This is a genomic window from Kitasatospora sp. DSM 101779, assembly GCF_025655475.1.
Classification (GTDB): Bacteria; Actinomycetota; Actinomycetes; order Streptomycetales; family Streptomycetaceae; genus Kitasatospora.
Genome location: NZ_JAHTIK010000001.1, coordinates 669,206 through 681,586, shown reverse-complemented (window position 1 = coordinate 681,586; position 12,381 = coordinate 669,206). Strand labels below are relative to the sequence as shown.

10 protein-coding genes and 1 pseudogene are annotated in these 12,381 nt (G+C 75.3%); 5 read left to right on the top strand and 6 right to left on the bottom strand.

Annotated elements, in window-relative coordinates:
* Both KSNIM_RS03245 and KSNIM_RS03240 read left to right on the top strand, forming a co-directional pair.
* Positions 1–698, top strand: a 698-nt coding sequence (locus KSNIM_RS03245; protein ID WP_317633986.1) for a DUF2993 domain-containing protein, incomplete at its 5' end; no start/stop codon positions are given.
* A gap of 123 nt (positions 699–821) precedes the next feature.
* The gene (locus tag KSNIM_RS03240) at positions 822–2,450 is read left to right on the top strand and encodes an alpha-amylase family glycosyl hydrolase (protein ID WP_263101683.1); all 1,629 of its coding nucleotides are present in this window, start codon (positions 822–824) and stop codon (positions 2,448–2,450) included.
* Positions 2,451–2,702: 252 nt separating this feature from the next.
* On the opposite strand, the gene KSNIM_RS03235 is transcribed toward KSNIM_RS03240, so the two are convergent.
* Positions 2,703–3,299: a hypothetical protein gene (locus KSNIM_RS03235; protein ID WP_263101682.1), complete on the bottom strand. Its 597-nt coding sequence runs from the start codon at positions 3,297–3,299 to the stop codon at positions 2,703–2,705.
* Positions 3,300–3,407: 108 nt separating this feature from the next.
* A complete protein-coding gene (locus KSNIM_RS03230) occupies positions 3,408–4,427 on the bottom strand; it encodes a hypothetical protein (RefSeq protein WP_263101681.1) in 1,020 nt (339 codons plus the stop codon).
* On the opposite strand from KSNIM_RS03230, the pseudogene KSNIM_RS03225 reads away from it, so the two are divergent.
* Positions 4,409–5,132: pseudogene (locus KSNIM_RS03225) on the top strand (MBL fold metallo-hydrolase). The gene KSNIM_RS03230 and the pseudogene KSNIM_RS03225 sit on opposite strands and share 19 nt — an antisense overlap.
* A 93-nt stretch (positions 5,133–5,225) precedes the next feature.
* Here the strand turns inward: KSNIM_RS03225 and KSNIM_RS03220 are convergent.
* The 4 genes from KSNIM_RS03220 to KSNIM_RS03205 form a co-directional block, all read right to left on the bottom strand.
* Positions 5,226–6,338, bottom strand: a complete 1,113-nt coding sequence (locus tag KSNIM_RS03220; RefSeq protein ID WP_263101680.1) for an ABC transporter substrate-binding protein — start codon at positions 6,336–6,338, stop codon at positions 5,226–5,228.
* Between the two features lie 90 nt (positions 6,339–6,428).
* Complete coding sequence (locus KSNIM_RS03215; RefSeq protein WP_263101679.1) at positions 6,429–7,868, bottom strand: APC family permease; 1,440 nt, start codon at positions 7,866–7,868, stop codon at positions 6,429–6,431.
* A gap of 260 nt (positions 7,869–8,128) precedes the next feature.
* Complete coding sequence (locus tag KSNIM_RS03210) at positions 8,129–9,955, bottom strand: serine hydrolase (RefSeq protein WP_263101678.1); 1,827 nt, start codon at positions 9,953–9,955, stop codon at positions 8,129–8,131.
* 33 nt (positions 9,956–9,988) lie between these two features.
* Entirely contained in the window at positions 9,989–10,330 is a 342-nt protein-coding gene (locus tag KSNIM_RS03205; protein WP_263101677.1) for a hypothetical protein, read from the bottom strand.
* 122 nt (positions 10,331–10,452) lie between these two features.
* Here KSNIM_RS03205 and KSNIM_RS03200 point away from each other — a divergent pair, with 122 nt between their 5' ends.
* Both KSNIM_RS03200 and KSNIM_RS03195 read left to right on the top strand, forming a co-directional pair.
* Complete coding sequence (locus KSNIM_RS03200) at positions 10,453–11,148, top strand: TetR/AcrR family transcriptional regulator (RefSeq protein WP_263101676.1); 696 nt, start codon at positions 10,453–10,455, stop codon at positions 11,146–11,148.
* Between the two features lie 44 nt (positions 11,149–11,192).
* Positions 11,193–12,341, top strand: a complete 1,149-nt coding sequence (locus KSNIM_RS03195) for an FAD-dependent oxidoreductase (RefSeq protein WP_263101675.1) — start codon at positions 11,193–11,195, stop codon at positions 12,339–12,341.
* Positions 12,342–12,381: the final 40 nt, after the last annotated feature.

The following is a 12,381-nucleotide window of genomic DNA, read 5'->3' as shown; positions in this document are numbered from 1 at the left end:
CGGCGGTGCGCCCGCCGAGGGCGGCCGTGCGAGGGCGGATCCGTCCGCGCTGGGTGGCCGTCGCCGCCCTGGCGGGACTCGCCGCCGCGGCCCTCGGCACCGACCGGGTGGCCGCCGGCGCTGCCGAGGACCGGCTCGCGCACCGGGTCGCCGACCGGCAGCCGTCCGTGGTGGGCACGCCGGAGGTGACCGTCGAGGGCTTCCCGTTCCTGCTGGAGGCGGCCCGTGGCACCTTCCCGGCCGTCTCCGTCCGGGCCGCTGCCCACGCCGCGGGCGGGCTGCCGGTGGCTGCCCGGGTCGACCTGCGGGACGTGTCCGAACGGTCCGGTCACTACACGGCGGCCGGGGCCGAGGCGCGGTTCACCGTCCCGTTCGACGCGCTGGCGGCCGCACTCGGCCCGGACTCCGCGGTGACTGCCGACCACGGCCGGCTGCACCTGGCCCGCAGCGTCCTCGGCCTCCCGCTGGACGTCACCGCCGAGGTCCGGCTCACCGGGCACGCCGTGAACGTCCGGCCGGTGACCGCGACCCTGGCGGGCCGCCCGCTCGACCCGGCCGACACCCGCTTCGCCGCGGTGTTCCAGGAACGCGACCGCACCCTGCCGGAGCTGCCGATCGGTCTGGCCGCGAGCGGGGTCTCGGTGGACGGCGACGGCCTCACCGTCCACGCCCGCGCCGACCGCACCACCCTCAGCTGAGCCGTCTCCGCGCGGACCGCACCACCCCGGCCCGGCGGCGTTCCGAGCGGGCCCGCGGGGTAGGGGCCTGGCAGCATGCCGTCCAGGCCCCCGTTCGCCGTCGCCGAAGGAGAACCGCCTCCGATGACCCAGCCGACACCGCCGCACCGGCCCGCCGCCGGGACACCCGGCCGCCGCACCCCGGACTGGCTCGCCGACGCCGTGATCTACCAGATCTACCCGCAGACCTTCGCCGACTCCGACGGCGACGGCATCGGCGACTTCCCCGGCGTGCTGAGCCGCCTCGACCACCTGGCACGGCTGGGTGTCGACGTGGTCTGGTTCAGCCCCTGCTTCACCTCGCCGTTCGGCGACGCCGGCTACGACGTCGCCGACTACCTCGCCGTCGCCCCGCGCTACGGCACCAACGAGGACCTCGTCCGCCTGGTCGCCGAGGCGCGCCGCCGCGGCATCCGCATCATGCTCGACCTGGTGGCCGGTCACACCTCCCACCGGCACCCCTGGTTCACGGCCTCCGCCGCCGACCCCGACGACGACCGGTACATCTGGTCCGACCGCATCGGCACGCCCGTCTCGCACTGGATCCCCGCCCCCGGCGCCCGCGACGGCTACTACCTGGCCAACTTCTATCCCGTACAGCCCGCCCTCAACTTCGGCTACGCCCGCCCCCACCCCGACGAGCCCTGGCGGCAGGGCGTGGACGCCCCCGGCCCGCAGGCCAACCGGGCGGCACTGCGCGAGATCATGGCGTACTGGTTCGACCGCGGCATCGCCGGCTTCCGCGTCGACATGGCCTTCTCCCTGGTCAAGGACGACCCCGGACTCGCCGAGACCGGCAAGCTCTGGACCGAGATGCGCGAGTGGATCGACGCCACCTACCCCGACTGCGCCCTCATCGCCGAATGGGGCGACCCCGCGGTCTCCGTTCCGGCCGGCTTCCACGCCGACTTCTTCCTGCACTTCGTCGGCGACGCGCTCCGCTCGCTCTGGGGCAACGCCCAGGGCAGCCACCGCGCCGACTGGGGCACCGCCCCCTGCTTCTTCGCCCCCGAGGGCGGCGGCAGCATGGAGCCCTTCCTCGCCGCCTGGCAGGCCGCGTCCGCCGCCGTCGCCGGCAGCGGCCACGTCGCCCTGCCCACCGCCAACCACGACTTCTCCCGGCTCGCCTGCGGCACCCGCACCCGCGACATGACCGCCCCCGCCTTCGCCTTCCAACTCACCTGGCCCACCCTGCCGACCATCTACTACGGCGACGAGATCGGCATGCGGTACGTGCCCGGCACCCCCGACAAGGAGGGCGCCCAACTCGACGACGGCCAGGTCCGCCAGGGCTCCCGCACCCCGATGCAGTGGGACGACGGCCCCAACGCCGGGTTCTCCACCGCCCCCGCCGACCGCCTCTACCTCCCGGTCGACCCGGCCGAGGACCGCCCCACGGTCGCCGCCGCCCTCGCCGACCCGGACTCCCTCCTCCACCGCGTCCGGCGCCTGGTCGCCCTGCGCCGCGCCCACCCCGCCCTGGGCACCGGCGCGGGAGTCGAAGTCCTCCACAGCGGCTACCCGTTCGTCTACCTCCGCGGCGGCACCCACCTGGTGGTGGTCAACCCGCGACGCGACCCCGCCGAAGCCGACCTCGCCCCCGGTACCGCCAAGGCCGGCGCCCGCCCCCTGGAGGTCGACCGGGTCACCGTCGACGGCACCCGCATCCGCGCCGAGGGCTTCTCCTACGGCATCTTCGACCTCCGCCCCTGACCCCCACACGGGCGTGAAGGCGCCCCGACAGCGAGGAGCAGCCCGCCGATCCGTGGGAGATCCCGTCCACCCACGTGGAGCCCGGCGCTGCCCGGCGCCGCGGCGGCACTGCTGCACCTGTGCTTCACGGTGGGTGGTGCGCTCGGCCAGTGGCGGGCGGCCCTGCTGATCGACGCCGCGGCCCCTGGGGTCTGCCTGCGCCCGGTCGTCGTCCGCCTGCGCCGCGGACGAGCGACCGCAGTCCGACCCGCCCTACCCGTAGAAGCCGTGGAACGGCACCAGCGAGAGCAGTGCCCCGGCGAGGGCCGCCAGCAGCCCGAGCCCGACGCCGCCCCGGCCGCCGGGGCGGGACGGTGCGCTGCGGCGGGTCTCCACCGGCGCCGTGTCGATCTTGGCGAGGGCGATCCTGCCCGCGAACTCCGCGCCAGGCTGCCGGCGCACCCGCACGTCCCACGGCCGCTGCGGGTCGTGGTCGACCACGACCGTCCGGCCCGCCCGGTAGTCGTCCAGGTCCATCAGGTTCACCACCGCCGTCGCGTGCGCGCGGTACGCGGAACGGCCCGTCGGCGCCACGGTCAGGTCCAGCTGCAGCGGGATCTCCGGGCCCTCGCCGACCGCCCGGGACGACTCGATCCGGGCCATCGCGGCCTCCCTCCGCACCGGCCCGGCCGCGAGCTCCTCCCGCCGCCGGCGGCCCGCGAGCAGCAGCGCGAAACCGAGCATCGCCGTCCACGGCGCCAGGTTGGCGCTGATCACGATCAGCGGCACGCTGGTGTCCGCGATCCCCGCGGCCACCGCCCCCAACTCGCCGCCGAACAGCACGCACAACGCCAGCCCGACCCAGTACACCGCGGCTCCCCCCCCAGTCGTCCGGCGTGCATCGTACCGGCCGCCGCCCGCCCCGGATCCGGCCGTGGGCGAAGGGCGAGGGCCACGCCCGGACGCTGCCGCCGCGACCTACTGAACGCTCCAGCGGTGCGGGTGCCCCGGGTCCTCCGGGCAGGCGAAGACGTTGAGTTCGCCCGAGCGGCCCACGGTCACCTTCGTCGGAGTGGCGTGCGGATGGGGCGCCAGGCCCCGTTCCTCCAGCGGCTTCCAACTGCCGCTGCCGCCGTCCCACTCCGAGCTGTCGACGGTCAGCAGCAGCCGCATCGGCGCCGCGCAGGCCGAGCAGTCCATCGGGGCCGGATCGGTGGTGTGCCAGGAGGCGAAGCCGCCGACCCGCCAGCCCGGCGGGATCGACAGGTCGTCCTGGTACCGGACCGAGGCAGGGCCTTCGTCGTCCTCGGACTCCTCGGACTCGTCCTCCCACGCATCGATCCGTGCACACAGCTCCTCCGGGAGGAGACCGGCGAACGGATAGGTGGCCACCTGCTCCGGATGCAGCACACACGGCTCGGGCACGTACCCGCCGTATCCGACCACCTGCGGCTGCGGCGGCGAGGCCAGCACCTCGGTCACCTCCCACGAGCGGCGCCAGCGCAGGTCGAGGAGCATGCCGTGGCCGGTCGGGCCGTGTGCGTCGAACGGGCACCAGAAGGCCTGCAGCAGATCGCAGTCGTCCGGCCCGGGCAGTAGGTCGGGAAGATCTCGCCGGTAGAGCTGTGCGAAGCCGATCAGCGGCAGCGGGCGGGCCGCCTCGGCGTCCGTGAGGCGATGACTCCGGTCGAGTTCCGCCAGTTCCTGCCGCTCCTGGTCGGTGGGACCAGGGTCGGTCTCGCGGAGCCACGCGGCAGACACGATGTGCCGGTACCGGTGGATGTCCGCCGGCCGCCGGCCCCGGGCACGGGCGTGCGGCTCGGTGCACACCGGCCACGGCTCGTCCGCCGGCCACAGCAGCGGCCCGCCCACCGAACTGTCCGCCACCCCCGGCCGGCCCGGGCGCGGATGGAGCCGGGTGGTCGTCCCGCGGTGGTGCGCCAACTCGGGGAAGAGCGCCTCGACATCGAGCGGACGCGGTGGAGTGGTTCTGGCCATGCACGCACCCTAGTGCCGCAACTGCACCGGGGACCGTCGGGCCGTTGCAGCGCCACGTCCGGCTGGACGAGCTGGATGCGATCTGGGATCTCGCACCTGCACGCCGATCACCGCGCGGATCTGCTCACCGCCTCTTACGGCGCCCTGGACGCGGACGTCCGGCCGGGCGCGCCGATCCCGCTCTACGGTCCGCCCGGCATCGCCGACCGGCCGGCGGGCTTCCTCGGCAGCACCTCCGTCCGCAGTCCGATCGAGTCCGCCTTCGCGATCACCGAGTCGGCCGACGGTCACCGGGTGGACGTGGGCCCGCTCCGGCTGACGAGCGGGGCGGTGGAGCACGGTGTTCCCGCCTTCGCGCTGCGCACCGAGGCCTCCGGCCGGTCGCTGGTCCACTCCGGGGACACCGCCCCGGGCGCCGGCCTGTCGGAGCTGGCCGGCGGGTGTGACGCGCTGCCGTGCGAGGCCGACAGCGTGCAGGCGCCCGCCGAGGGCGACCGAGTGCACCACACCCCCGAGGGCGCCGCGGAGACCGCCCGTGCGGCCGGCGCCGGCCGGTTGATCGTCACCCATGTCGGGCCGTTCCTGACACCGGAGCAGGCGGCGACCCGTGCGTCGACACGGTTCGACGGTCCCGTCCAGTACACCGCTCCCGGTGCGTCCTTCGAGATCGGTCGGGCAGCCGGCGGCGCGGAGCGCGCGAACTGACACCGTGCCAGGTGTGACCCCGCCGACGGCGCGCGTGGTCTTCGATCACCGCACGGCGGCCGGCACCACCGTCCCGCCCGGGGCTCCGGGTGCTCAGCCGGTGTGAAGGACCCGGAAGCGATCGGGCTCCGCAGGGTCCCGGTCGGCGACCTGGACCGGTGGCCGGGCCCACTGCAGCACGCCGATGCCCGGCACGCGGGAGAACCGGATCGTCCCGCGGGTGCCCTCGACCGCGAGGTGCGGCCAGGACCCGGCGATGCGCGACCGGTCCGTGCCGTGGGCGCGCAGCGCCTCGGCGAGGACGGTGATCGTGTCGTAGCCCTCGTAGCCGACGAAGGACGGCGCCTCGCCCAGGTGCTCGCGGAGGGCCGTGCGGACGCGGGTGCCGAGCGGGCCGAGGTGCTCGGGCAGGTAGCGCAGGAACGGGATCGCGGCGCCCTCGTCGCCCAGCAGCGAGGCCCATTCGGTGAACTCCGGCTGTCCGGCCGGAGCGCCGACCAGCAGCTCGGCGAGGCGCGGGTCGCGGCGGACGGACCGGACGATCGGCACGGCCGGTTCCGGGCTGCCGACGAGGAGGAGGAGGGCCGTGGCGCCCCGCTCGACGAGTTCCCCGCACAGTGCCGCGGGGGTGAGCGTACGTGCGTCCAGTTCGACGAGGGTGCCGCCGCGCGCGGCGAGGTGGTCCCGCAGGATGCCCGTCCCGGCGGCCCAGTAGACGCTCGGCTCGGCTGCCACGGCGATGCGACGGTGACCCGTTCCGAGGAGGAAGTCGGCGTAGATCCGCCAGCCGTGGGACTGCGCCGGGGGGAGGCGCGCGACCCGGTCCGTCGGCTGGTCGGTGAGCGCGTCGAGGACGGCCGACGAGCAGAGGAACGGCAGGCCGAGGGCGTCGGCCCTGGCCGCGGCGGCGCGGGCGGCGACGCTGTGGTACTCGCCCGCCAGGGCGGCCACGCCCAGGTGGGCCAGTTCGTCCACGGCCGCCGCGGCGCGCTGCGGGTCGGCCGCGGTGTCCCGGACGGCCAGTTCCAGTGGTCTTCCGGCGATCCCGCCGGCCCGGTTGACGTCGCGAACGGCCAGTTCGAGTCCGGCGAGCAGGTGCCGGCCGGCCTCGACCCAGCCGGGCCGGGTCAGCGGAACGAGCGCGCCGATCCGGACGGACGGTCCGTCGTTCGGCTCCGCCCCGGACGGCGGCGGTGGCGTGGTCATCGGTGGCGTCCCCCGTGTGACGATGCGTCGTCCGGGCAGGGTACCCGCCGCCGCCGTTCTGCGGCGGCGGGCAGCCGGGCACGGCGGAGGTCAGGCGGGTGTCGACACGCCCGCGGCCTCGGGCGGGACGTCCGCCCCGGCGAGCCGGAGCCGGCGGTCCCGCAGCCGCGAGAGCGGCAGGTAGAGCAGGACCGAGCCGGCGACGACGACCAGGCCGTACGTCACCGCCTGGGTGCCGCTCTCCACGTACTGCTGCCAGGCGGCCCACACCGAGATGCCGATCAGGCAGACCACGATGCCGGTGATGCCGAACGCCCCGCCGGGGATGCGGTACGGGCGCTCGAGTTCGGGCTCGCGGATGCGTAGGGCGATCAGGGCGGCGACCTCCAGCAGGATGCCGATGTTGGTGAGGAAGACGTCGAAGATCACCAGGTTGGCGAAGCTGCTGAGGCAGAACAGCGCGTACACGGCGGCGGAGCCGACGATGGAGGCGACGGGGGCGCGGTAGCGCCGGTTCTCCTTGGCCATCCACTGCGGGAAGTAGCCGTCCTGGGCGAGGACCAGCGGCAGCCGGGAGTTGGAGGCCAGCAGGGCGGAGAACATCGCGACCGCTGCGAACATCCCGCCGATGGTCACGGCCAACTGCAGCCAGGGTCCGGCGAGTTCGCGGGCGACCTCGGAGAACGACCCGGCCTCCCAGCCCTTCCAGCCGGCGTCCCCGTCGGCGCCGGTGGCCAGGGCGGCGATCGACGGCAGCAGGTAGCCGACCATGATGAGGACGACCGAGACCGCCAGCGCCTTGGGCAGGTGCTTGCGCGGATTCTCCATCTCCCCGGCGACGTTGGACACGCTGTCCCAGCCGGAGTAGTTCCACATCACGATGAACAGGCCGGCGCCGAAGGCCGTCCAGGCGGACTGGTCGGTCGTGGCGGTGGCGGTGGAGACCGGGTTGGTACCCTCGCCGATCAGGCGGGCCGCGCCGACGGCGGTGAGGATCAGCATGGGCGTCAGACAGATGGCGGCGAACGCCACCGAGGACTCGCCGACCCAGCCGGCGCCCAGCAGGTTGAGCAGGGTGAAGACGGCGATCACGGCGACGCAGATGAACCAGTTCAGGTCGAACTGCAGGTGGCCGAGCCGGAACAGGACGTGCCTGCCCGGGGCGACGAAGCCCGCGACGCTCTGCAGGTAGCTGGTGAAGAGCACCGGGTACAGTGCCATGTCGACAAAGCTGCAGATCCACTGCAGCAGGCCCTGCTGGAAGCCCCAGAACCTGCCGAGGCCGCGCTTGACCCAGTGGTAGTAGCCGCCCTCGACCGGTATGGCGGTGCCGAGTTCGGCGCAGACCAGGGCGTGCGGCACGCTGTAGATCAGCGGGGTCACCACGATCAGCAGGACGGCGATGCCCGGCCCCGAGGTGGAGAACAGTTCCTCGATGCCGTATGCGCCGCCCGAGACGCTGAAGAAGATCAGAGCGACCAGGGGGAGCAGGCGCACCCGTCTGGGCTTGCTCAGGGACAGGGCGGTCATCGTCACCTCGGTGGGGTCGGCCGGCGGAGTCACGTGCCCGGGTCGCCTGGGCGCACGCCCCAGCCGGCCGTCGACGCGGTGTCGCCGGCCCGGTGGCCCCCCGGACGGTCGGCCTCGGCCCCCGGGGGGCCCGCCGACGTCCCTAGAGTCTCGGGCCACGGCCCGACCGGGGCAATCGACCACCCTGGCAGGGACACCCGCCGACCTTTGACACTCTGCTGACAGGCCGCCAGGAGAGCGGCGGGCGCGGACCCGTGCCGTCAGCCGCCGACGACCGCCTGCACCTCCCACATCAGCTCGTCGAGACCTTCGCCCAGCGTGTCGTCCGGCCGCCCGGTGTTGCAGACGGCGCACCAGGCCCGTCCGTCGGCGCGGCGGACCAGCACCGACTGCGTGCCCGCCATCGCGCCGGTGTGCCAGATCGTGCCGGCGGTGTTGACCGCCCACCCGCGGGCGTAGCCGCCCGAGGTCGCGGTGGCGGGCCGCCGTGCCGAGGCGGTGGTCATCGCCGCGAAGGTCTCCGGTCGCAGGAGGGCGGGCCGTGCCGCGGTGCCGTCCAGGGCGGCGAGCAGGCGCAGCACGTCGGCGGGGGCCGCGGCCCAGCCGCCGGCGGCGTCCATCCGGTCGACCCGGATCCGGTAGGGCGCGTGCGGGCCGGTGCCGAGGTAGACCGCCTCCGGGTCCTGCCGGTCGGCGGCGGTCGCCCCGGCCAGTACGGCCTGCCCGGCGCCGGCCGGCACGAGCAGGTGGCGCCGGACGAACTCCCCGTACGTCAGGCCCGAGACGCGTTCGACGATCCGGCCGAGCAGGCAGTAGCCGAAGTTGGAGTAGCCGTGGACGGTGCCGGGGAAGGCGCGCAGCGGGTGGTGGTCGAGCGTTCGCGACACCAGCGCGTCCAGACCGAGCGAGAGACGGCCGAACATCGGGTCGTCCGCGTCGTTCGTCCAGCCGCCGGAGGTGTGTTCCAGCAGGTGCTGCACGCGCAGCGCCCGCAGCCGGGCGCCGTACGGCCGCCGGCCGTAGCGGGTGCCGAGCAGCGCGCCGTCGCCGAACACCCGCTCCGTGAGGGTGAGTCGGGCGTGGTCGGCGAGCAGGTGGACGGCGGCGGACGTGATCGGCTTGCTGACGCTGGCGAGGCGGAAGCGGTGGCCTGGGGTGGCGCTCTCGCGGGTGGCCGGGTTGGCGTGGCCGAAGGCGCGGGCGGTCAGCACCTCGCCGCGGTCCGCCACCGCCAGCGAGAGCCCGGGCACGGACCAGGTCCGCCGGAAGGGCTCGACCAGCGCCGTCACCGGGTCCTCGGGGCCGTCCGGCGGGCCGGACTCCCAGACGGCGGTGCACAGCTCGGTGCCGCCGACGGCGAAGCCGCCGAGGTCGACCAGGCGGCGCCCGGCGGCCGCGTGCCGGGCGGCGTGCCGGAGGTGTTCGGGCAGGGGGACGCCGTGCTCGGCGGTGTACGGCCGGCCCGGCGAACGCTCCCAGATGCCGGTGCACCGGGCATGCCGGCCGAGGGGGTGGCCGAGCGAGCGGACCAGCCGGAAGCCGTCGGCGGCGAGCGCGGCGTCCGCGTGCCGGAGGGCCTCGGGCGACAGCCCGTGGCGCACCGTCCAGTCCGGCCCGGCCGTGCGGTCCCAGACGCAGACGAAGCGTTCGCCGTCCGCGTCCTCGTACGGTGCGAGGCAGCGCAGCCGGTGGCCGGCGCGGGTGAGCCGGTCGGCCAGCAACCGGTACTCGGCGGTGCGCAGACCGTGCCGGGCGGTCCACTCCGGCCCGTCCTCCTGCTCCCAGACGGCGCTGAACAGCGGGCCGCCGGGCGTGCCGCAGGCCGACACGTCGACCGGCCGGAACCCGCTGCGGGCCAGCTCGCGGAGGGCGGCCCCGAATGCGGCCGCGGTGAGGCCGCACCGGATCCGCCGGGTGCCGCCGGTCGTGGCCGCCCAGAGGCTGGTGTACCGGGGTGTGCCGTCGTGCAGGTACCCGGAGATCCGCACGGGTTGCAGGCCCAGCGCGGTGAGCCCGTGCGCCTCGGCCCGGTGCTCCGTCAGGTCCAGCCCGTACCGGGCCTGCCGGTCCGGCGTCCCTGCGGCCACGGCGTCGCCCCCGGCCCGGTCACGGCGGGCGGGTCAGCGGCGCGCGGTGCGCCGGACGGCGAGCAGGGCGGTACCGGCCACCGCCGCGGCGGTGCCGGCGGCCATCAGCCCGCGGGAGGACCGCCAGGAGAGCACCGACCAGCAGGACTGGGCGGACAGGAGCGAGCCGGTGCTGAGCCAGGATCCGGCCGAGATCAGCGAGAGCGCCGAGCCGATCGAGCCGATCGACAGCGCGCTGCCGACCGAGCCGACGGAGAGCACCGAGCCGACGGACCCGATCGAGAGCGCCGAGCCGGTGGAGGCGATGGACAGCACGGAGTCCTTGGACCAGAGCGACAGCGGCGAGTCCGCCCGGGCGGGCGTGCGAGCGACCATGGCCCCGATCGTAGTCCCGGGGGCGGCGCCGGGGCGGTGGAACGCGGCGTCCGGCATCAGGCCGGGCCGAACATGTTCGTTACGAGCTTGTTCGTGACGAACATGTTCGTTACGGTGGAGGCATGACCGCACACCCCGATGCCCCGCGCAGCCGTCGCGAACGCCCCGCCAAACCCGCGCTGAGCCGGTCCGGGATCGTGGCCACGGCCGTCGGGCTGATGCGATCCGAGGGCCTCCAGCGGGTCACCATGCGCCGCCTGGCGCAGGAGCTCGACACCGGCCCCGCCTCGCTGTACGTGTACGTCCGCAACACCGCGGAGCTGCACGCCGCCGTCCTCGACGACCTGCTCGGCTCCGTCGACCTCACGCCCGTCACCACGCCCGGCGACTGGCAGGATCGCCTGGTCGCGGTCCTCACCTCGTACACCGACCTGCTCTTCGCCCACCCCGGCCTCGCCCAGTCGGCGCTGGTCGCCCGCCCCTCCGGCGAGCGCTACCTCGACCTGGTGGAGGCGGTGCTCGCGCTGCTCGCCGAGGGCGGTGTCCCCGGCGACCGGGCGTCGTGGGCCCTCGACCTGCTGCTGCAGTTCGCCACCGCCACGGCCGCCGAACACGCCCCCCGTGCCGGCGCCGCGACCGGGGAGGGCACCCGCGCCGAGGAGTGGGACGCGCTCGCCGCCGCCCTGCGCGGCGCCACCGCCGACACCCGTCCGCACCTCGCCGCCCTCGGCACCGAGCTGCTCTCCGGCTCCGGCGAGCAACGCCTCGCCTGGGGCTTCCGCGTGCTGCTCAACGGCGTGCTGCACACCCCGCGCTGAACCGCCGCGCACCCGTCCGTCCGCCGCACGACAGGAGTTCCGCCATGACCACCGCCTCCCATCACCCGATCACCGTCGTCGGAGCCGGCCTCGGCGGCCTCACCCTCGCCCGGGTCCTGCACGTCCACGGCATCGACGCCCTCGTCCTCGACCTGGACGCCTCGCCGACCGCCCGCCACCAGGGCGGCATGCTCGACCTGCACGAGGACTCGGCCCAGGCCGCCCTGCGCGCCGCCGGTCTGTACGAGGACTTCCTCGCGATCGTGCACCCCGGCGGCCAGGCGACGCGCATCGTCGACCGGCACGGCACCGTGCTGATGGCCGACGACGAGGGGGACGAGGGCGACCGGCCCGAGGTCAACCGCAACGACCTGCGCCGCATCCTGCTCGACTCGCTGCCCGCCGGCACCGTCCGCTGGGGCGCCAAGGTGACCGGCGCGCAGCCGCTCGGCGACGGGCGGCACGAGGTGCGGCTCGCCGACGGCAGCGTCCTCACCACCGACCTGCTGGTCGGCGCGGACGGCGCGTGGTCGCGGATCCGGCCGCTGGTCTCCGCCGCCGTCCCCGCCTACACCGGCGTCTCCTTCGTCGAGACGGACCTGCCCGGGACCGCCCCCGCCCACGCCGCGACGCTCGGCCTCACCGGACGCGGCATGATGTTCGCGCTCGGCGACGACCGGGGCCTGCTCACCCACCTCGAGAACGACGGCACCCTGCACGGCTACGCCGCCCTGCGGGTACCCGAGGACTGGGCCGCCGGCATCGACTTCACCGACACCGGCGCCGCCCGGGCCGAGGTCCTCCGGCACTTCGACGGCTGGGACGACCGGCTGCGCGCGCTGATCGCCCACGCCGCGGGCACTCTCGTGCCGCGGCCGATCCACGCCCTGCCGATCGGCCACCGCTGGCCGCGCACCCCCGGGGTCACCCTGCTCGGCGACGCCGCCCACCTGATGTCCCCGTTCGCGGGCGAGGGCGCCAACCTCGCCATGCTGGACGGTGCGGAGCTCGCCGCCGCGATCGTCGCCCACCCCGGCGACCCGGAGGCCGCCCTCGCCGCATACGAACGCGACCTCTTCCCGCGGAGCGAGGCGTCCGCCGCGGAGTCCGCCGCCAACCTCGACCTCTGCTTCGCCGCCGACGCCCCGTACGGCCTGCTCGAGCGGATGGCGGGGTACCGGGCCTCGGCCTGACGAGTGCTCGGGGCCGGGTCCGCCGGTGCGCGTGCCGCCT

Bases quoted from the DNA above. Each gene is read 5' to 3' on its own strand.
- KSNIM_RS03195 (WP_263101675.1), top strand. From the start codon at position 11,193: ATGACCACCGCCTCCCATCACCCGATCACCGTCGTCGGAGCCGGCCTC.
- KSNIM_RS03220 (WP_263101680.1), bottom strand. From the start codon at position 6,338: ATGACCACGCCACCGCCGCCGTCCGGGGCGGAGCCGAACGACGGACCG.
- KSNIM_RS03215 (WP_263101679.1), bottom strand. From the start codon at position 7,868: ATGACCGCCCTGTCCCTGAGCAAGCCCAGACGGGTGCGCCTGCTCCCC.
- KSNIM_RS03205 (WP_263101677.1), bottom strand. From the start codon at position 10,330: ATGGTCGCTCGCACGCCCGCCCGGGCGGACTCGCCGCTGTCGCTCTGG.
- KSNIM_RS03240 (WP_263101683.1), top strand. From the start codon at position 822: ATGACCCAGCCGACACCGCCGCACCGGCCCGCCGCCGGGACACCCGGC.
- KSNIM_RS03230 (WP_263101681.1), bottom strand. From the start codon at position 4,427: ATGGCCAGAACCACTCCACCGCGTCCGCTCGATGTCGAGGCGCTCTTC.
- KSNIM_RS03200 (WP_263101676.1), top strand. From the start codon at position 10,453: ATGACCGCACACCCCGATGCCCCGCGCAGCCGTCGCGAACGCCCCGCC.